Below are 20049 nucleotides of genomic sequence, written 5' to 3'. Positions count from 1 at the left end.
CGACTTCACGCTGACGCGCGAGGCGGCGGCGAAGCCCTGATCGAGCGCGCGGCGCGCCGGACCCGAACGGCAACGACGGCAAGGATGTGAGTCCGAGAAGATCTGATAACGACGGATGGCTCCGGCGGAGCGCGAGGTGTCTCGCCGCCACGCGGAGCCATCCGCTCTTATCGGATCCTATCCGAACTTCATCCCTGCAAACGCCGTTCGCCGTTCGGGCCCGGCGCGCAGCATCACCGAGCCGCCGGCAGCGTGAGCGTGAAGGTGCTCCCCGCCCCCGGCGCGCTCTCCGCCGTCAGGTCGCCGCCCATCCCGCGCGCCAGGTCGCGGCTGATCGCCAGCCCCAGCCCCGTGCCCTCCGCGGTGCGCGTCAGGTCGCTGCGGACCTGCACGAAGGGCTCGAAGATCGCGTCCAGGCGATCCGCCGGGATGCCGATGCCGGTGTCGCGCACGCGCACGCGCACCGCCGCGCCGGCGGCGTCGCCCTCCGCGCGGGCGCACAGCGCGATGGTCCCGCCGGCCGGCGTGAACTTCACCGCGTTCGAGAGCAGGTTGGCGAGGATCTGCCGCAGCTTCTCCGCGTCGGCCCGCACGCGCGGCGCCGGCGCGCCGGCGTCCACCGTCAGCGTCAGCCCCTTCGCGCGCGCCTGCGGGATCACCAGCTCCTGCGCCGCGCGCAGCGCCTCGTCCACCGGCACCGCCTCGAGGTCGTAGCGCACCGCGCCCGTCTCGAGCTTCGCGTAGTTCAGCACGTCGTTGATGAGGCCCAGCAGGTGGCGCTGGCTGGCCTGGATGCGCGCGAGGTCGGCGCGCTGCTCCTCCGTCACCGCCCCGCGAATCCCCAGCTCGATCAGCTCCGCGTAGCCCCCGATCGCGTTCAGCGGCGTGCGCAGCTCGTGCGACATCGTCGCCAGGAACGCGCTCTTCGCGCGGTTCGCCTCCTCCGCCGCGGCGCGCGCCCGCTCGGCGTCGTCGCGCGCGGACTCCGCGACCGTGTAGAGGCGCGCGCGCTCCAGCGCCTGCGCGCACTGCTCGCCGAACGCCGACAGCAGCGCGACGTCCTCGTCGGCGAAGGTGCGCGGGCCCACGAAGTACACGGTCAGCACGCCGATCACGCGCTCCTCGAAGCGCAGCGGGATGGCGCCGTACGCCTCGAAGCCGCCCGCCTCCATCGTCGGCCACAGGCCCGGGTAGCGCGCCTCCCACGCCGCGCGGTCGCCCAGCAGCAGCGGACGGCCCGCGAGAACCGCGTCGGTGCCGGGCGACCCGGGACGCAGCGGATAGCGGGAGCGGCCCACCGACGCATCGACCTCGAAGCCGATCATCTGCAGCACCTGCAGCTCGGCCGGCGTGTCGTCCGACGCGCGATCGATGCGCAGCACGACGCCGCCGCCCGCCGCGCCGAAGGCAGGGAGCCCGCGCTCCAGCATCACGGCGGCCACCTGCTCCGCGCTCAGCGTCGCGGAGAGCGCCACGGTCAGCTCCTGCAGCAGCTCCGTGCGGCGGCGCGCGCGCACCTGCTCCGTGACCTCCGCCGCGATGATGACGACCGCGTACGGCCGGCCGGCCGGATCGCGCAGCGCCTCGAAGCGCAGGTCGAAGAAGTACTCCTCGACGACGCCGTCGCGGTCGCGGTCCAGCAGCACGCGGCTCTCGGGCAGCGATACGGGCGTGCCCGTCGCGAGCACCTCGTCGAGCAGCTCGAAGTAGCCCTGCCCCGCGACCTCGGGAAACGCCGTGCGCACCGGGACGCCGATCAGCGGGCGCCCGCCGCCCATCGACTCCGCGTAGCGCGCGTTGGCGATCTCGTAGACGAGCGACGGCCCCGTGAGCACGGCCACGCCCACCGGCGCCTGCGAGAAGACGTCGCGCAGGTGGCTCTCCGCGAGCGCGGTCTCGGCGAGCGCGCGCTCGACCGCGGTGGTGCGCTCCTCCAGCGTCGCCGCGGACTCCTTCAGGCGCCGCTCGGTCAGCACGCGCTCGGTCGTCTCCATGCAGACCACCAGCGTCCCCGCGATGCGACCGTCGTCGTCGCGCACGGCGCTGTAGCTGTACGTCCACCACACGTCCTCGAGCCGCCCGTTGCGCTCGATGGGGAGGTACAGGTCCTCGTGCCACACGGGGACGCCGGTGGTCATGACCTGCTCGATCTGCGGGCCGATGACGGGCCAGATGTCCGTCCAGAACTCCCGTCCGCACGCGCCCAGCGCGCGGTCCGCGCGCCCGCCGGTGCCGAGGCTGGGGCGGTAGGCGTCGTTGTGGAACTGGACGAGCTTGGGGCCCCACCAGAGGAACATGGGCTGGCGCGAGCTCAGCACGAGGCCGACGGTGGTGCGCAGGCTCGTCGACCACCGCTCCACGGGGCCGAGCGGCGTCGCGGCCCAGTCGATCTCGCGACAGCGGGCGGCCATCTCGCCCGGCGCGGCGAAGACCGCCTCGCCCGGATCGGCGATCACGGTGCCCCCGTTGGCGGTCATGCTTCCGGCCATCGGACTCGCTGCCGCGTGGACCTGCGCCATGCGTCCCGCGACCGGCGGGCGCCCCTCCATAAGGTAGCCCTGGACCGGCGTGCGGCTACCGAGACGCGTCAGGTCGTGCCGATGGCCTCGCCGACCGCGGCGGCCGCGGCCGCCAGCCACGGATCGCGCGCCATCCACTCCTCGTTCGGCGCGAACAGGAAGACCATCCCACCGTTGGCGAGCTTGGGGAGCAGGCGCTCCGCGCGGCCGGGCTCGACGGCCGGGCACCCCTCGCTGCGGCCCGCCTTGGCGGCGGTCACGTACGGGGCGCCGTGCGCCACCACGCCGCGCGCCCGCGCGTTGTCGTTCCAGTCGCCCGAGACGCCCTTGAGCCGCAGCCCCACCGAGCGGTACGCCTGCCCCGCCGACTTGCCGCGGAAGGCGTAGAGCTCCTGGGCGACGAACAGCCCCAGCGACGTCGCCGCGCTCCCCGTGCGGTTGGAGAAGCGCTGCGGCACCCCGTCGGCCGAGGCGGCCGAGCCGCGCCCGTGGGCGACGGTGAAGGGACCGTCGACGACCGCGAGGCGCTGCATGTCGAACACGTAGCCGCGCGGGGTCGAGCTCGGCAGCCCGTAGTCCACGAAGTAGAGGTACGGGTTCTCCGTCGCCTCGGGGTGCGCGGCGCGGTACGCGAAGTAGCCGCGGAAGGCGTCCTCGAGCGCACGCGGGTGGCTCGTCCGGCGCACCTCGGACGCGAGGGCGGCGAGCGCGGCCTCGGTCGCCGCGTCGCGCGTGCGGGCGGCGCGCACGGCGGTCATGACGCTGGGCACGACGCTGTCGCCGCGCACGAGCGCCGTCGTCGCGGCCATCACGGGCCCCGGCTCGGCGTTCCCCGGCGCGACGTACGCCCCGACCAGGAGCGCGGCCGTGATCGCCGTGAGCGCGTGCTGCAGCTGCTTCCCTCGCGTCATCGATCTCCTGGGTGGCGGCGTGACGAGGCGGGCCCGGGCATGGGACCGGCGGGCGCGACGTGCGGGCGACGGGAAGCGGGGCCCGTCGCGCGGGGCACACGCACCACGTGGGCGCGCGACCGTATGCATCCAGTCTAGCGCGCACGAGGGGCGTGTCCGGGCGCACTTTCGGGCCGCTTTCGCCCCGCGCTGTCCGCGCGGTCAGCCGCGCGCGATCGGGAGCGCTGCGAGCCCTCGCGTCGCGGCGACTGACGCGCGGATGCCATTCGGAACGTCGGGGAGCCGTCCGTGACACCAGGCCGTGCCCAACGCCGGGCGCGGCTCCAACGTTGACGTGCAGCGGGCGCCGCCACATCGCGCCCACCTCCCCACCGACGAGGACCCGATGACCATGCGATACACGAGCGCCGCGGCCGTGCTGGCCGCGGCGACGCTGGCCGGCTGCACGCCGACCGCGGACGCCCGCCCGGCGCACGAGGCCACGCAGGCGACGCAGGCGACGCAGGTGACGACGGCGCAGACGACGACCCACGCGCCCGTGCTGGCCGCCGCGCCGGCGGGCGCGGTCCGCTTCACGGTCGCCGCCACGGGCAACACCGCGCGCTACCGCGTGCGCGAGCAGCTGATGGGGCGCGACCTGCCGAACGACGCCATCGGCGAGACGACGCAGGTCACCGGCGCGATCACGGTCGACGACCGCGGCGCCATCGTCGCCGACCAGTCCCGCTTCGTCGTCACGACCGCCGGCCTGAAGAGCGACAGCGACCGCCGCGACGGCTACGTGCGCCGGCGCCTGCTGGAGACCGAGCAGTTCCCGACGGTCGAGCTCGTGCCGACGGCGGTGCGCGGCTTCCCCGCCCGCATGCCCGCCGCCGGCGCGACGGCCGGCCCGGTGACGTTCGAGCTGGTCGGCAACCTCACGGTGCGCGGCGTGACCAAGCCGACGACGTGGCGCGTGACCGCGAAGCAGGCCGGCGGCACGGTCACCGGCACGGCGACCACGCGCTTCACCTTCACGGACTTCGGCATCACGCCGCCGAAGGTGCCGGTGGTGCTCAGCGTCGCGGACACGATCGGGCTGGAGTACGACTTCACGCTGACGCGCGAGGCGGCGGCGAAGCCCTGAGCCGGCGCAGGTCGCGCGGGACCCGAACGGCGAACGGCATTGCAAGGATGAAATTCGGATAAGGTCTGATAACGACGGATGGCTCCGTGTAGGGCGACGTTCCTCGCCACCACGCGGAGCCATCCGTCGTTATCAGATTTGGTCAGATCTTCATCCTTGCAATGCCGTTCGGGTCCAGCGCGCCGCGTCACCTCGCCGCCGGCAGCGCGAGCGTGAACGTGCTTCCCACGCCCGGCGTGCTCCGCGCCGTCAGGTCGCCGCCCATGCCGCGCGCCAGGTCGCGGCTGATCGCGAGCCCCAGCCCCGTGCCCTCCGCGGTGCGCGTGAGGCTCGCGTTCACCTGCACGAACGGCTCGAACACGCGCTCCAGCTCCTCGCGCGCGATCCCGATCCCCGTGTCGCGCACGTGCACCAGCACGCGGTCGTCGCCGCACTCGCACGCCACCTCCACGCGCCCCGGCGCGTCGGTGAACTTGACCGCGTTCGACAGCAGGTTGAGCAGCACCTGTCGCACCTTCTCGCGGTCGGCGTGCGCGACGGGTGCCGGATCGCAGAGCGCGACCGCGAACGCCAGCCCCTTCGCCGCCAGCTGCGGCGCGACCAGCGGCTCCACCGACGCGACCACCGCCGCCAGCGGCACGTCCGTCAGCTGGTAGCGCACCGTGCCCGTCTCGATGCGCGCGTAGTTCAGCACCTCGTTCACGAGCCCCAGCAGGTGCAGCTGGCTCGCCTGGATGCGCCGCAGGTCCTCCACCTGCTGCGGCGTCACCGGGCCGCGGATCCCCATCTCCATCAGCTCCGCGTAGCCCCCGATCGCGTTCAGCGGCGTGCGCAGCTCGTGCGACATCGTCGCCAGGAAGTCCGCCTTCGCGCGGTTCGCCGCCTCCGCCTCGCGCCGCGCCGCCTCGGCCTCCGCGCGCGCGCGCTCGCTCTCCGTCAGCAGCCGCTCCACCTCGCGGCGCGCCAGCACCTGCTCCGTGATGTCGACGCCGTGCGCGAGCACGCCGGTGCGCGCGCCGTCCGCCTCGGCCAGCGGCTGGAACACCATGTCCACGTAGCGCAGCTCGCGCGGCGCGCCCGGCGTGCGCTCCAGCCACACCGGGGACTCGCGCCCCTCCCACGGCTCTCCGGTCTCCTTCACGCGGTCGAGCAGCGCGGCGAACCCCTGCTCGCGCGCCTCCGGGATCGCCTCGTCGAGCGGACGACCGAGCAGCGCGCGGCGCCCCACCAGCGCGTAGTACGCCTCGTTGACGAACTCGTAGACGTGTGCCGGGCCGCGGTACACGACCGCGAAGCTCGGCGCGCGGCGGAACACCTCCTCGAGTCGCGCGCGCTCGATCCCGAGCTGCTGCAGCAGCCGCTCGCGCTCCGCCTCCGCCGCCTTGCGCTCGCCGATGTCGCGGAAGTGCACCATCAGCCCGCCCGCCCACGCGTACGTCTGCACGTCGAACCAGGTGCCGAGCGGCGGGAAGTAGGCCTCGGCGGACGTGTGGCGGCCGGTCGCCATCGCCTCGCGGTACGGCCCCTCGAACGGGGAGCCGACGACGCCCGGGAACGCCTCCCACAGCGTGCGCCCCAGCAGCGCCTCGCGCGTCGTCTGCAGCAGCGGCTCGGCGGCGTCGTTGACGTAGGTGAAGCGCCACTCGCGGTCCACCAGGTAGAACGCGTCGGCGATGCTCCGCAGCACCGCGTCCGCGTGCTGGCGCGCCGACGCCTCGTCGTCGCGCGCGCGCTCGCTCTCGGCCAGCAGGCGCTCCACCTCGCGCCGCGCGAGCACCTGCTCGGTCACGTCGACCGCGAAGTTGAGGATGCCGATCACGGCGCCCGACGCGTCGCGCACCGGCTCGAAGCGCACGTCGAACCAGGTGTCCCGCGGGCCCGTGCCGTCGCGGTCGTAGCGGATGTGCGTCTCGCGTCCGACCCACGGCTCGCCGGTGGCGAAGACGCGGTCGAAGCGCTCGATCACGCCCTGCCCGTCGAGCTCCGGAAACGCCTCGCGCACCGTCAGCCCCGTGACGTCGCGCCCGCCGCCGCTGATGCGCCGGAACGCCGCGTTCACGAGCGCGTGCCGGTGCTCGGGTCCCATCAGCAGCGCGACCGGCGCCGGCATGTGCAGGATGATCGCGCGCAGCCGCTCGCGCTCCGCGCTCACCGCCGCGACGAGCCGCGCGCGCTCGGCCTCCGCCTGCCGCATCGCGCTGACGTCGGTGAACAGGATCGCGACGCGGCGCTCCTGCGGCGCGCCCACGCGGAAGGCGAAGACGTCGAACCAGCGCCCCATCGCGTCGGAGCCGCTCTGGAAGCGCCCCGCCTCGCCCGTGACGGCGACGTGGCCGTAGCGCTCCACCCACTCCATCTCCAGGTCGGGCACGAGCGCGCGCGCCGTGCGTCCCAGCGCGCCCACGAGCCCCGTCTGCTGCGCGAAGGCGGCGTTGGCGTCGACGAAGCGGTAGTCCACCGGCCGGTCGCCGTCGAACAGCATCTCGACGATGCAGAAGCCCTGGTCCATCGCCTCGAAGAGCGCGCGGTAGCCGGCCTCGCCGGAAGGCGCCGCCACCGGCGGCACGTCCGCGGGCGCGTCGTCGAGCACCACCAGCAGCCAGCTCACCACGCCGTCGGGGCCCGCCACGGGCGTGACGCGCGGCCGCGCCGTCGGCGCGCCGGTGCGCAGCGCCTCCGCCAGCGCGTCGCGCAGCGCCGACGCGTCGCCCCCGATCGCGCCGTCGCCCAGCGCGTCGCCGAGCGAGCGGCCGGCCAGCGCGGGACGCGGGATGCGCGCGGCGGCGCAGAAGGCGTCGGTCGCCGCCGCCACGGTGTAGCGCGGCGCGTCGGGCGCCACCAGCACCGCGACGCTCGGCATGGCGGCGAGGACGGATGCCAGGTCGCCGGCGTCGGGCGTGGCGGACGGCGGCGCGCCGCCAGGACTGGCCGGTGCGCCGGTGCGGGGAGCGGTCATGCGGGAACGCGGGGTGAAGGGCACGCCGATCGGACGAGCGGCCTGCCGGCCCCTGCCGAGGAGCGAGGGGCGTGCCGCGACGCGCCGGGACGCCGAACGGACGCCTTGCGGGCACCTCGCGCGCCGTGGATCATGCCAGCGTGACCCAGCCCTCCCTCGACGAACACGACGGGCCCGCGCCGCAGGCACCGGTGCAGGAGTACCGCGACCTCGGCTTCGGGCGCGTGGTCGCGCAGCAGGTGCGCGGCCGATTCCTCGCGCACGACGGCCAGCCCACCAGCCGCAAGTACGGACTCGGCGCGCAGCGCGTGGAGCGCTTCTACCTGCGCGCGCTGGCCGAGCCGCTGCCGGTGTTCATGGCGTGGGCGCTGGGGGCGCTGCTGCTGCTCAACGGCTTCTTCACGCTGGCGTACCTCGCCCTCGGCCCCGGCGCGCTGCAGGGCGGCGAGCGGCTCGGGCTGTCGGATCCGTTCCTGCGCGCGTTCAGCTTCAGCGTCGGCGTCTTCACGACCACGGGCACGGGCCCGGTGTTCGCCGTCGGCGCGACGACGCACTGGCTCGTGATCCTGGAGTCGTTCATCGGGCCGTTCGTGCTCGTGTCGACGGCGGGGCTGCTGATCGCGCGCCTGACGCGCCCGCGCATGCGGCTCCGCTTCAGCGAGTCCGCGGTGGTCGCGCCGTACGAGGGCGGGCGCGGGCTGATGTTCCGCATGGTGAACGTGCAGCCGGCGGAGCTGAGCGACGTGCAGGTGCGCGTCAGCATCACGCTCTACGAGGAGGTGGACGGCCGGCGCGAGCGCGAGTTCTACCCGCTGGAGCTGGAGCGCACGTCGGTGGACCTGTTCACGCTGCACTGGACGGTGGTGCACCCGATCACCGCCGACAGCCCGCTGCGTGGCATGACGCCGGACAGCCTGCGCGAGGCACAGGCGGAGCTGCTGATCCTGGTGAGCGCGCACGAGGAGACCTTCTCGACGCGGGTGACGGCGCGCGCGTCGTACTGGTGGGACGAGATCCGCTGGGACGCGAAGTTCGCGAGCATCTTCGCCAGCGCCACCGACGGCGTGCTCGCGATCGACGTCGAGCGGCTGGACCGCCTGGAGCGGCTGGAGCCCGGGAGCACGAGCACGCCCGCGCCGCGCGAGCTTGCGCCGCCGGGGCCGCGGGCGTACACGGGCGGCTGATCCTGGCGTGTCGCGCCGGTCCCCGAACGGCAAACTGCATTAGACAGGATTAGACGGATTCGACGGACAAGATCGGATTACGCTCCGTGTGGTGCACGGCACCTCACCGTCACGTGGAGCGTAATCCGATCTTGTCCGTCTAATCCGTTCAATCCTGTCTAATGCTTTCTGGGTCCGGCACGACGATCAGCGGTCGTCCCCCGCCCCCACGCGCACCGCCTCGAAGTCGAGTTCCTGCTCCAGCTCGCGCAGCACCTCGTCCGAGATCGCCCCCTCGTTGCGCAGCCGCACGAGCATGCGCCGCTCGGCGCGCATCATCTCGGTGCGCAGCCGGCGCCGGCCCTCGGGCTCGCCCGCGTGGTGCTCCAGCAGCCGCAGGCGGTCGCGCAGCTCGCCGCGCAGCCACTCGACGTCGCGCGCGTCCACCCACGGCTCGCGCGACAGGTCCTCCAGCGTCTCCGCGCCGCGCCGCGCCGCCTCCAGCCGCGCGACGCGCGCCTCGGTGTGGTGCGTCTTCTCGGGCACGAACGCGAACGCGCGGATCAGCGGCGCCAGCGTCAGGCCCTGCACCACCAGCGTCAGCACGATCACGCACATCGTCACGAGCACGATCTCGCGGCGGTACGGGAACGGCGTGCCGTCGGCGAGCACCAGCGGCAGCGCGAGCGCCGTCGCCATCGACACGATCCCGCGCATGCTCGTCCACGCGACCAGGAAGACCGGGCGCCACGCCGGCGCCGGATCGTCGCGCCGGATCCGCCGGCTCAACAGCCGCGGCGCGTACGTGGCGATGGGCACCCACAGCAGCCGCACGACGATCGCCACCACGCCGATGACGACGCCCGCCCGCACCACCGATCCCAGCGTCCCCGCGGGCACCTCGGTCAGCAGCGCGCGGCACTGCACGCCGAGCAGCAGGAAGATCGCCGCGTTGAGGACGAAGATCGCGAGGTCCCACACCGACCGGTTCTGCAGGCGCGAGAGCGGCGCCACGGCATTGGAGAAGTGCTGCCGCAGGAACAGCCCGCCGGCGACGCACGCCAGCACCGCCGACACGTGCAGCGTCTCCGCCGCCACCCACGCCACGTACGGCGCCGCGAGCGTCAGCAGCGTCTCGGCCATCACGTCGCGCGACCAGCGGATCGCGCGCAGCACGAGCCACGCGATCAGGATCCCGATCGCCACGCCCACGCCCGCATCGACGAAGAAGCGGACGATCGACTCGCCCCAGCTGAACACGCCCGTGACGGCCGCGGCGACCGCGCTGCGATAGAGGATCAGCGCGGACGCGTCGTTGACGAGGCTCTCGCCCTCGAGGATGACGATCACGCGGCGCGGCACCGGCAGCCGCGACACGATGGCCGCCGCCGCGACGGCGTCCGGCGGCGACACGATGGCGCCGAGCGCGATCGCGACCGCCCACGACATGCCCGGGAAGAGCGCGCGCGCCGCCACCGCGACGGCCACCGATGTCGCCAGCACCAGCCCGATGGCGAGCAGGCCGATGGGCCGCCGGTTGGCGTTGAAGTCGCGCAGCGACGTGAAGAACGCCGCCGCCCACAGCACCGGCGGCAGGAAGACGAAGAAGACGATGTCCGGCTCGAGCCGCGGGATCGTCATCCCCGGCACCAGCCCCACGAGGAAGCCGGCGGCGACCTGCAGGATGGGCGGCGGCACCGGCAGCCGGCGCCCGAGGGCGGTGACGGCCACCACGATCGCGGCGAACGCGATGGCGAGGACGATCGGTGGGAAGTGCGGCATGTCGGAGGGCGCGGCGCTCGGCGGCCCGAACGAGGGACGGGCCGCGTGGACAATCTCCACGCGGCCCGTCCCGTCTGCCACCCGCCGAACGCCCGATCAGTAGAACTGGCGCAGCTCCACGCGCGTGTTGTTCAGATAGACGCCGTAGAGGCGCACGTTGTCGCCCGTGCGCAGGCTCTGGAACCTGTTCTGGTCCGCGCGGCTCACGTTGTACGGCAGCGAGACGGTGAGCGTCCCGTTGCTCGTGTTGAGCGAGAACAGGCCGTTCGTCTGGTCCATCGCCCGCACGGTCCCCTGCACCGACTGCACGTTCGACGACGACCCGGTGGTCGTGCCGCCCGTGCCCTGCACCGGCTGGTCGACCTGCACGAGGTCCGTGTAGTACGAGTTGTTGTTGGTGCTCTGGATGCGCGCGGTCACCTGGTCGCCGGCGTCCAGCGAGGTGACGGCGTAGCTCTGGTTGTTGTAGACGACCTTGGTCTGGTTGTCGTAGTTCAGCCCGACGGTCTGGCCATTGGACAGCTGGAGGCCGATCTGCTGGTTGCGCGTGTCGACGCCGCGCACGACGCCGCTGACCTGGTTGCCGTTCCCGGCCGCGCCACCGCCCAGCACGGCGCCGAGGATGTCGGAGATGCCGCCGCCGGTCCCGTTCGAGGCGCAGGCGCCGGTCGCCAGAAGCATGAGCGTGGCTGCGCCCCGGCGCGCCGCGCGAATCATCGTCGTCATGGATGCCCTCCGGTCGAAGTCGCCGTATGAAGGGCAATGACGGTGCCGGAACGGCACTGCGGCCTGCGGGCTGCGGGCCGCGGGTCCGGCCGCTCGGGACGCGTCCGCGCGCCGGACCTGTTGGCCTATGGGGAGGATCCGGATCCTTCGGATCTGAACGGATCATGCGGATCGCTCCTCGCGGCGCGTCGGTCCGTGCGCCGGTGCGGAGGAGATCCGAAGCATCCGCGTCATCCGAAGCATCCGCGTCCTCCCCAAAGGCAGCAGGGGTCCGGCGCGCGCGCCCCAGAACCGTCTGGGACCGCCTAGAGCTTGCAGAGCCCGCCGTAGGTCTCGGGGCGCCGGTCGCGGTAGAACTGCCAGACGTTGCGCACCTCGCGGATCTGGTCGAGGTCGAGCTCCGCCGTCACCAGCTCGTCGCGGTCGCGCGACGCCTGGGCCACGATGCGCCCGCGCGGGTCGCAGAAGTAGCTCTGCCCGTAGAACTCGCCGATGTTCCATGGCGCCTCGGTGCCCACGCGGTTGATCGCGCCGACGAAGAAGGCGTTCGCCACCGCGTGCGCGGGCTGCTCCAGCTTCCACAGGTACTCCGACAGCCCCGCGACCGTCGCCGACGGGTTGAAGACGATCTCCGCGCCGTTCAGCCCCAGTTCGCGCGCGCCCTCGGGGAAGTGGCGGTCGTAGCAGATGTAGACGCCGACCTTCGCGTAGCGCGTCTGGAACACCGGATAGCCGAGGTTCCCGGGACGGAAGTAGAACTTCTCCCAGAAGCCCGGATTGCACTGCGGGATGTGGTTCTTCCGGTATTTGCCCAGGTACGTCCCGTCGGCGTCGATGACGGCGGCCGTGTTGTAGTACACGCCGGTCGCCTCCTCCTCGTACAGCGGCACCACGATCACCATCCGGTGCTTCCGCGCGAGGTCCTGCATCAGCCGCGTGGTCGGCCCGTCCGGGATGCGCTCGACGGCCTCGTACCAGCGCGGGTTCTGCTCGGCGCAGAAATAGGGGCCGGTGAAGATCTCCTGCATGCAGAGGATCTGCACGCCCTCGGCGCCCGCCCGCTCGATGAGCGCGACGTGCTTCTCGACGTTGGCCTCGCGGATGCGCGCGATGGGCGCGTCGGTGCTGCAGGCGTTGGTGGCCTGGATCAGGCCGCACTTGACGATTTCCGGCATTCGAGAGGCGGCGTGTCAGGAGTGAGGAGGTGCGGGCTGCGTGCGGCGTGCCGCGCCGTTCAGGTGTCATCCCGAGCGCAGCGAGGGATCTCGCGTGCGTCACGCGTGGGATGCCCCTTCGCGACGGAGAGCGGATCCCTCGCTACGCGCGCGATGACGACTCCGCGAGCGTCCGCCCGCGCATCAGCGCCAGGTACAGCACGAAGCTCAGGCCGAACGTCACGAACCACGCGTACGCGTACAGGTGATCGAGGAAGCCCGGGTTCGCGACCACGCCGCCCGGCGTCGAGACGGCGCGGACGAAGCCCGGCACCACGGGCAGGATCGCGAGCACCAGCGCGACCATCGCGCGCCCGTTCACGCCGCCGCGGTAGGTGTACGCGCCCTGCTCGCGGAACAGGTCGGGGAGCGACAGCCGCTGGCGGCGCACGATCCAGTAGTCGGCGATCAGGATGCCGCCGAGCGCGCCCATGAGGCTCGAGTAGCCGAGGAGCCAGGTGAAGATGTAGGCCGCGGCGTCGGCGTAGAGCTTCCAGGGCATCATCGCGATGCCGAGGACCGCGGTGATCAGCCCGCCCGTGACGTAGCTGATGCGCCGCGGGCTCAGGTTCGAGAAGTCGTTGGATGGCGAGACGACGTTGGCCGCCATGTTGGTGGTCAGCTGCGCGGCCACCACCACCAGCGCCGCGAAGACGATCACCCCCGGGCTGCCGATGCGCGTCACCAGCACGACCGGATCCCAGATCGGCTCCCCGAAGATCGCGATCGTCGCGCTGGTGACGGCGACCCCGATGAACGCGAACGCCGTCATCGTCGTCGGCAGTCCCAGCGCCTGGCCGAGCGCCTGCGAGCGCTGGCTGCGGGCGTAGCGCGTGAAGTCGGGGATGTTCAGGCTCAGCGTCGCCCAGTAGCCGACGTTGGCCGTCAGCGCCGCCGGGAAGAGCGCCCAGAAGGTCGCGCGGCCGGCCGGCGCGCCCTGCAGCCGCGGCGACTGCGCGAGCACGTTCGCCAGCCCGCCGCCGTTGCGCACGCCCCACCAGAGCAGCAGCGCGCCGCCCGCCAGCAGCAGCGGCGCCGACCAGCTCTCCAGCACCTTGATCCCCTCGGTGCCGCGGAGGATGATCGCCACCTGGATCCCCCAGAACACCGCGAACGCGTACCACGTCGCGCCGGGAAGCGTCGCCCACCCGCGCCACGCGGCGCGAGCCAGCGTGTCGAGCGCCAGCGCGCCGATCCACGTCTGGATGCCGAACCACCCGCAGGCGACGATCGCGCGCAGCACCGCCGGCACGTTGGCGCCGCGCACGCCGAACGCCGCGCGGCAGAGCACCGGGAAGGAGATCCCGTACTTCGTGCCCGCGTGCGCGTTGAGGATCATCGGCACGAGCACGATGACGTTCCCGAGCAGGATGGTGAGCATGGCCTGCCACCAGGTCATGCCCTGCGTCATCAGCCCCGAGGCGAGCGTGTAGGTCGTGACGACCACGCTCATCCCGATCCAGAGCGCCGCGATGTTGTACGTCGACCAGGTGCGGCGCGACAGCGGCGTCGGCGCCAGGTCGTGGTTCCAGAGCGGGCTGTCGCTCAGGTCCTCCTCGACCGTGACGAAGTCCTGCCGCACGTCGGGCGTGTAGGCGCCGTGCGCGGTGGGCGCGCGGGCGCCCGTCGGCGGCGCGGTCATCCGAGGTGGATCTCGACGCGGTGGTCGCGGAACGGCGAGGGCGACGCGTCGCGCGGCGCGGCGACCGGCGCTGCGTCCGACCTGGGTGCGAGCCCGGCGCTCGTGCGCGGCAGCCACTGCCCGCGCCCCTCGCGCCCCACGACCCGGTAGTCGTCGACGATCACCTCGCCGCGCGACAGCGTCGTGCGCGCGAAGCCGGCCAGCTCCATCCCCTCGTACGGCGACCAGTCGGCGTTCGTCTCCATCTCGGCCGGATCGACGCGGCGCGTGGAGGTCGGGTGGATGATCGCGACGTCGGCGTCGGCGCCGACCTGGATGGCGCCCTTCCGCGGCGCGAGCCCCATGATGCGCGCGGGGTTCGTGCTCAGCTTCCGCACCATCTCCTCGAGCGAGAGCCGGCCGCCGAGCACGCCCTGCGTGTAGGTGAGCGGGAGCAGCGTCTCGAGGCCGGGCATCCCCATCGGGATCTTGGTCCAGTCGCCGTTCCACATCGCCTTCTGCTCGCGCGTGAAGGTGCACGTGTCCGTGGAGACGACGGAGACCTCGCCGCGGCGGAGTCCCTCCCACAGCCTATCAATGTCATTCCGGCCCTTGAGCTGGGGGCAGCAGGCGAACAGGTGCCCGTCCGGCCGCTCGAACACCGAGTCGTCGAGCACGAGGTACTGCACGCACGTCTCGGCCAGCACGGGGACGCCGCGCGCCTGCGCCGCGCGCACGATGTCCGTCCCCTCGGCCGTCGACATGTGGACGATGTAGAGCTGACCGCCGGTGACCTCGCACCAGCGCACCGCGCGCTCGATCGCCTCGGCCTCGATGAAGTTCGGGCGGGTGATGCGGTGCAGCTGCGCGCCCCAGCGCTGCATCTCCTCGGGCGTGTGGTGGCGCGCGATCAGCTCGTCCAGGACGCGCGCCGACTCCGCGTGCACCAGCAGCATCGCGCCGTGCTCGCGCATCTGCTCCAGCGTGCCGAAGAGGGCGCGGTCGTCCGACTGCCACCCCTCCGACTCGTAGATCATGAACTCCTTGAACGTGGTGAAGCCGCGCGCCACCATGTCCGCGATCTGGTCCTTCTGCTCCTGCCAGCGCGTGATGCAGATGTGGAAGGTGTAGTCGATGAGCGACTTCCCCTCCGCCTTCCTCATCCACGTGTCGGCCGCCTGGGCGAGCGTGCCGCCCGCCGATGGAATCGCGAAGTCGATCACGGTCGTCACGCCGCCGCGCGCGCCGGCACGGGTGCCGGTGCGGTAGTCGTCGGCGGAGACGGTGCCGCAGAAGGGCAGCTCGAGATGGACGTGCACGTCGAGCACGCCCGGGAGGACGAGATGTCCCGTCGCGGGGATGAAGTCGGCGCCCTCGTCGTCCAGCTCCGTGCCGAGGGCGGCGATCTTCTCGCCGATGATGCCGACGTCCCCGACGAACGTCCCGCCGGGGGTGACCACCGTGCCGCCCGCGATGACCTTGTCGAAGCGCATGCGTCGGTCGCTCCAGCTGAGAGGTGAGGGCCGTCTACGCGCGCGCGGCGAGCGTCAGCGCGTGGTCGAGCGCGTCGAGCGCGAAGTCGACGTCGGCGGCGGTGATGCACATGGGCGGCTTGATGCGGAGGACGTTGCCATCGAGGCCGCCCTTCCCGATCAGCGCGCCCGACTCGCGCATCGCCTCCAGCACGTCGAGCGTCTGCTGCTGCGCGGGCTCCTTGGTCGCACGATCTCTCACGAGCTCGACGCCGAGCATGAGGCCCATGCCGCGGACGTCGCCGATGAGGGCGTGGGACTGCTGCAGCCGCTGCAGCCCCGCCTTGAGCCGCCCGCCGACGACGCGCGCGTTCTCCTGGATCCCCTCCTGCTCGATGACGTCGAGGACCGCGAGGCCGGCCGCCATCGAGACGGGATTGCCGCCGTAGGTGTTGAAGTGGATCCGCTGCGTGAGCGCCTGCGCGATGTCGCTGCGCGTGGTGACGGCGGCCAGCGGCGCGCCGTTGCCGATCCCCTTGGCCATCGTGACGAAGTCGGGGACGACGCCGAAGTTCTGGAAGCCCCAGAAGTGCTCGCCCGTGCGCCCGAAGCCGGTCTGCACCTCGTCGGCGATGCACAGCCCGCCGTGCTCGCGGGTGATCGCGTACGCCTCGCGCAGATAGTTGGGGGCACCGTGCGTCGCGCCGCCGACTCCCTGGATGGGCTCCGCGATGAACGCGGCGATCTTCCCGGGGGTGGAGTAGCGGACGATCTCGCGGATCTCGCGCGCGCTCTTGGTGGCGATCTCCTCGGGCGTGCCGCTGAACGGGCTGCGGTACGGGTCGGGGTTCACGACGTGGTGCACGTGCCCGTCGCCGCCCGCGGGGAACTTCCAGGTGTGGTGCGAGGTGAGCCCCTGCGCGCTCGGGGAGCCGCCGTGGTAGGCGTTGCGGAGCGCGATCACGTCGCGGTGGCCCGTGTGCAGCCGCGCCATCGTGATCGCGAGGTCGTTGGCCTCGCTGCCGCTGTTGACGAAGTAGGTGACGTCGAGGCCGGGCGGCATCTTCGCCGCGAGCTTCTTCGCCAGCAGCGGGAAGCTCGGATGCAGGTAGATGGTCGTCGCGTGCTGCAGCGTCGCGACCTGCTCCTGCACGCGCTTCACGACCGTCGGGTGGCAGTGCCCCACCGAGACGGTGACGATCCCCGCGAACAGGTCGAGGTAGCGGCGCCCGGTCTCGTCGTAGAGGTACTGCATGTGCCCCTCGACGATGAGCAGCGGCTCGCGGTAGAGCGTGAACACCGCGGGGTTGGCGAACTGCTTCCGCATCGCGAGGATCTCGTCGCGCGACGGCCCGGTGTACGGGCGCGGGACGTGATCGGTGGGCGGGAGCTGGTGGCGCGGCGGGGCGTCGAGCGTGCGTTCGGGGGCGATCGCGGTCATGTCGGTCTCCCTTGTGGGGCAAGCTCCCTGCGGCGTGCTGCGCGTGAACTGCTTTAGACAGGATTAGACGGATTAGACGGACAAGATCGGATTATCTCCTCTGCCGCGCGCGGCTCCATGCGCCGCGAGGAGCGCACATCAGATCTTGTCCGTCTAATCCGTCTTAATCCTGTCGAATGCTGTTGTCGTTTCTCTGCGTCGTGGCGATGCCGGCACGGCTCACGACAGGCTCGCCACACCGCGCGTCGGCGCCGCGTAGCCCTCGACGGGCTCGTAGCCGCCGTCGTACTCGCTGGCGTCGGGGCGGCGGATCTCGGACTGCAGCACGACGCGCTCGCGCCGGATGCCGCGGAAGTCCTCGACCGTGCGCCAGCCGTCCGCCGCGTGCTTCTCCAGGAACGCATCCAGCCCCGCGTTCAGCTTCTGGATCACGTGCGGCCCCACCGCCTGGTCGAGCATCGCGGCCGTGCACACCTGCACCGTGCCGCAGCCCAGGAGCAGGTAGCTGAGCGCCTGCGTGAAGTCGGAGATGCCGCCAATGCCCGAGAAGGCGCGGTCCGGGAAGGCCTGCGTCATGCGCGCCATGTTGGCGAGCGACATCGGCAGGATCGCGGGCCCACCGAGCCCGCCGCTCGACACCTTGCCGTCGACGTTGATCTCGAACTCCAGCGTCTCCGGGTCGATCATCGGCAGCGACGGGAAGGTGTTGCTGCTGACGATCGCGTCCGCGCCGCCGCGGAAGCAGGCCGCCGCCTCCACCACCATGTCGCGCGTCGCCGGCGTCAGCTTGCACCACACCGGGACCCGCGCGACCTCCTTCACCGCCTCGGTCACGACGGAGCAGAGCCCCTCATCCTTGCCGATGTTGGACCCCATGTCCTTCCGGTCCATGTGCGGGCAGCTGAAGTTCAGCTCCAGCCCGTCCGCGCCCGCGTCCTGGCACGCCTGCGCGAGCGTCTGCCAGTTGCGCAGCTCCTTGTCGTTCCCGGAGCCGGCCATGATCGACGCGATGAGGGCCTTGGTGGGATGCGCCTCCTTGATGCGGCGCAGGCGCGGCACCCACCAGTCGAGCGTCTTGTCGGAGATCAGCTCCCAGTTCCAGCTCGAGTGCAGCGCGGCGCCCGGCCGCTTCCGCATCGACACGCTCGCGTCCTCGGGCGAGGTGCGCAGGAACTTCGCCTTCGCGCCGACGACGTTGATCACCGGGTGCAGCCCGATGGTCTTCGTGACGACGCCGCCCCATCCGGCCTCGAAGGCGCGGAGGATGTTCTGCTCCGACTCGGTCGGCGGCGCCGACGAGAGCAGGAAGGGATTCTCGAACCGGATCCCCGTGAAGGTGACGGATCGATCGGCCATGGGGAGCCTCCTCAGCTCATCCAGTTCACGCCCGCTTCGCGATTCCACTTGGTGGTCATCTTCTTCGCCTGCGTCCAGAGCTCGATCGAGCCGCGCCCCGTGATGTCGCCGACGCCGAACTTCGAGTCGTTCCAGCCGCCGAAGGAGAACGGCTCGCGCGGCACGGGCACGCCGACGTTCACGCCGACCATCCCCGCGTTCGCGCGCTCCATCACCCGGCGCGCGATGCCCCCGCTCTCCGTGAACACCGACGCCGCGTTGCCGTAGGGCGACGCGTTCTCCACCGCCAGCGCCTCGTCGACGTCCTTCGCGCGCACGATCGCGAGCACGGGGCCGAACACCTCCTCACGCGCGATCGCCATGTCGGGCGTCACGTGGTCGATGATCGTCGGCCCCAGGAAGTAGCCGCCCTCGCGCCCCGGCACGCGCGCGTGGCGGCCGTCCACCAGCACGGTCGCGCCGGCCGCCTCGGCCTCGTCGATGTAGCGCGTGATGCGCTCGCGCGCGGCCTCCGAGATCACCGGCCCGACGTCGCGTCCCGGCACCATCGCCCGCGCGTGCTCCACCATCCGCTGCACGATGTGGTCGGTGGCGCTCACCGCCACCATCACGCTCGCCGCCATGCAGCGCTGCCCCGCGCACCCCGACATCGACGCGATGACGTTGCTCGCCGTCATCTCGCGGTCGGCGTCGGGCATCACGATCAGGTGGTTCTTCGCGCCGCCGAGGGCGAGACAGCGCTTGAGGTTCGCGGTGGCGCGGCGGTAGACGATCTTCGCGATCCGCGTCGAGCCGACGAAGCTGAGCGCCCCGATGTCGGGATGGTCGCACAGCGCCTCGACGGCCTCCTGGCCGCCGTGCACGATCTGCAGCACGCCCTTGGGCAGCCCGGCCTCCTCCAGCAGCTCGGCGATGCGGCGCGCGCTCAGCGGCACGAGCTCGGACGGCTTGAGGATCAGGCAGTTGCCCAGGGCGACCGCGTTGGGGATCGACCAGTTCGGCACCATGTTGGGGAAGTTGAACGGCGTCACCGCCGCCACGACCCCCACGGGAAAGCGCTCGACGCGGCACTCGACGCCGCGGCTGACCTCCAGCACCTCGCCGGTCACGATCTGCGGCAGCGAGCACGAGAACTCGGTCAGCTCGGCCGACTTCAGCACCTCGGCCCGCGCCTCGCTGGCGATCTTGCCGTTCTCCTCGGTGACCAGCGCGGCCAGCTCGTCCAGGTGGCGCTCGAGCAACGCCTTGTAGCGGTAGAAGACCTGGACGCGGTCCTTGATGGGCGTCGCGGCCCACGCGGGCGCGGCCTCGCGGGCGGAGCGCACGGCCGCGTCCACCTCGCGCGCGGAGGAGAGCGGGACGCGCGAGATGACCTCGCCGCTGCTCGGGTCGTACACCGGGGCGACGGGGACGTCGGGGACGACGAAGGCGCCCCCGACGTAGTTCTGCACATCGGCGTATCTCATGCGCCAACATGGGAACGGGTACGGGGGCCCGCAAGAAGAGGCGGGCGCGACGGCAGGGCGAGCTGCGGACTGCGGGCTGCGGATCCTGCTCCGTGCCGTCGGCGGCCGACGTCGTGCCACGCCTGCACGAACCAATCGGGAGACTACGGATCATTCGGATGAGACGGATCGTACGGATCGCTCCTCGAAGCGCATGGAGCGTCGCCGCCACGCGGGACGATCCGCAGCATCCGTCTCATCCGGAGCATCCGTAGTCCCTGGTTCGCCGACCCGTGCCCGACGCGCCGGACCCTGAA

13 protein-coding genes are annotated in these 20049 nt (G+C 72.3%); 2 read left to right on the top strand and 11 right to left on the bottom strand.

Annotated elements, in window-relative coordinates; translation table 11 throughout:
• Positions 1-233 precede the first annotated feature (233 nt).
• Entirely contained in the window at positions 234-2477 is a 2244-nt protein-coding gene (locus tag rosag_RS17040) for a PAS domain-containing sensor histidine kinase (protein ID WP_284351364.1), read from the bottom strand.
• A 110-nt stretch (positions 2478-2587) separates the two neighbouring features.
• Positions 2588-3430, bottom strand: a complete 843-nt coding sequence (locus tag rosag_RS17035) for a murein L,D-transpeptidase catalytic domain-containing protein (protein ID WP_284351363.1) — start codon at positions 3428-3430, stop codon at positions 2588-2590.
• Positions 3431-3815: 385 nt separating this feature from the next.
• Between rosag_RS17035 and rosag_RS17030 the strand changes: the two genes are divergently transcribed.
• A complete protein-coding gene (locus rosag_RS17030; RefSeq protein WP_284351362.1) occupies positions 3816-4556 on the top strand; it encodes a YceI family protein in 741 nt (246 codons plus the stop codon).
• 187 nt (positions 4557-4743) lie between these two features.
• Here the strand turns inward: rosag_RS17030 and rosag_RS17025 are convergent, their stop codons facing one another.
• The gene (locus rosag_RS17025) at positions 4744-7512 is read right to left on the bottom strand and encodes a PAS domain-containing protein (RefSeq protein WP_284351361.1); all 2769 of its coding nucleotides are present in this window, start codon (positions 7510-7512) and stop codon (positions 4744-4746) included.
• Positions 7513-7652: 140 nt separating this feature from the next.
• On the opposite strand from rosag_RS17025, the gene rosag_RS17020 reads away from it, so the two are divergent.
• Positions 7653-8696 carry a hypothetical protein gene (locus rosag_RS17020; protein WP_284351360.1) on the top strand — a complete coding sequence of 348 codons (1044 nt, stop codon included), beginning with the start codon at positions 7653-7655 and terminating at the stop codon, positions 8694-8696.
• 186 nt (positions 8697-8882) lie between these two features.
• Here the strand turns inward: rosag_RS17020 and rosag_RS17015 are convergent, their stop codons facing one another.
• From rosag_RS17015 to rosag_RS16980, 8 genes are all read right to left on the bottom strand, one after another.
• On the bottom strand, positions 8883-10457 hold the full coding sequence (locus tag rosag_RS17015; RefSeq protein WP_284351359.1) for a Na+/H+ antiporter: 1575 nt from the start codon (positions 10455-10457) through the stop codon (positions 8883-8885).
• Positions 10458-10553: 96 nt separating this feature from the next.
• A complete protein-coding gene (locus tag rosag_RS17010) occupies positions 10554-11183 on the bottom strand; it encodes a hypothetical protein (protein ID WP_284351358.1) in 630 nt (209 codons plus the stop codon).
• A 305-nt stretch (positions 11184-11488) separates the two neighbouring features.
• On the bottom strand, positions 11489-12358 hold the full coding sequence (locus rosag_RS17005; RefSeq protein ID WP_284351357.1) for a nitrilase-related carbon-nitrogen hydrolase: 870 nt from the start codon (positions 12356-12358) through the stop codon (positions 11489-11491).
• A 142-nt stretch (positions 12359-12500) separates the two neighbouring features.
• Entirely contained in the window at positions 12501-14039 is a 1539-nt protein-coding gene (locus rosag_RS17000) for an NCS1 family nucleobase:cation symporter-1 (RefSeq protein ID WP_284351356.1), read from the bottom strand.
• The gene (gene hydA / locus rosag_RS16995) at positions 14036-15511 is read right to left on the bottom strand and encodes a dihydropyrimidinase (protein WP_284351355.1); all 1476 of its coding nucleotides are present in this window, start codon (positions 15509-15511) and stop codon (positions 14036-14038) included. Before hydA ends, rosag_RS17000 begins: the two co-directional genes overlap by 4 nt.
• 34 nt (positions 15512-15545) lie before the next feature.
• On the bottom strand, positions 15546-16931 hold the full coding sequence (locus rosag_RS16990; RefSeq protein WP_284351354.1) for an aspartate aminotransferase family protein: 1386 nt from the start codon (positions 16929-16931) through the stop codon (positions 15546-15548).
• A 219-nt stretch (positions 16932-17150) separates the two neighbouring features.
• A complete protein-coding gene (locus rosag_RS16985) occupies positions 17151-18287 on the bottom strand; it encodes a hypothetical protein (protein ID WP_284351353.1) in 1137 nt (378 codons plus the stop codon).
• An 11-nt stretch (positions 18288-18298) separates the two neighbouring features.
• The gene (locus tag rosag_RS16980; protein ID WP_284351352.1) at positions 18299-19753 is read right to left on the bottom strand and encodes a CoA-acylating methylmalonate-semialdehyde dehydrogenase; all 1455 of its coding nucleotides are present in this window, start codon (positions 19751-19753) and stop codon (positions 18299-18301) included.
• Positions 19754-20049: the final 296 nt, after the last annotated feature.

Source organism: Roseisolibacter agri (assembly GCF_030159095.1).
GTDB classification, from domain to species: domain Bacteria; phylum Gemmatimonadota; class Gemmatimonadetes; order Gemmatimonadales; family Gemmatimonadaceae; genus Roseisolibacter; species Roseisolibacter agri.
Note: the sequence above shows the minus strand (reverse complement) of the source record. Positions and strands in the feature narration are given on the sequence as shown.

Coding starts and splice junctions, on each gene's coding strand:
- rosag_RS16985 (WP_284351353.1), bottom strand. CDS start 18,287: ATGGCCGATCGATCCGTCACCTTCACGGGGATCCGGTTCGAGAATCCC.
- rosag_RS16980 (WP_284351352.1), bottom strand. CDS start 19,753: ATGAGATACGCCGATGTGCAGAACTACGTCGGGGGCGCCTTCGTCGTC.
- rosag_RS17030 (WP_284351362.1), top strand. CDS start 3,816: ATGACCATGCGATACACGAGCGCCGCGGCCGTGCTGGCCGCGGCGACG.
- rosag_RS17025 (WP_284351361.1), bottom strand. CDS start 7,512: ATGACCGCTCCCCGCACCGGCGCACCGGCCAGTCCTGGCGGCGCGCCG.
- rosag_RS17005 (WP_284351357.1), bottom strand. CDS start 12,358: ATGCCGGAAATCGTCAAGTGCGGCCTGATCCAGGCCACCAACGCCTGC.
- rosag_RS16990 (WP_284351354.1), bottom strand. CDS start 16,931: ATGACCGCGATCGCCCCCGAACGCACGCTCGACGCCCCGCCGCGCCAC.
- rosag_RS17010 (WP_284351358.1), bottom strand. CDS start 11,183: ATGACGACGATGATTCGCGCGGCGCGCCGGGGCGCAGCCACGCTCATG.
- rosag_RS17015 (WP_284351359.1), bottom strand. CDS start 10,457: ATGCCGCACTTCCCACCGATCGTCCTCGCCATCGCGTTCGCCGCGATC.
- rosag_RS17040 (WP_284351364.1), bottom strand. CDS start 2,477: ATGACCGCCAACGGGGGCACCGTGATCGCCGATCCGGGCGAGGCGGTC.
- rosag_RS17035 (WP_284351363.1), bottom strand. CDS start 3,430: ATGACGCGAGGGAAGCAGCTGCAGCACGCGCTCACGGCGATCACGGCC.
- hydA (WP_284351355.1), bottom strand. CDS start 15,511: ATGCGCTTCGACAAGGTCATCGCGGGCGGCACGGTGGTCACCCCCGGC.
- rosag_RS17000 (WP_284351356.1), bottom strand. CDS start 14,039: ATGACCGCGCCGCCGACGGGCGCCCGCGCGCCCACCGCGCACGGCGCC.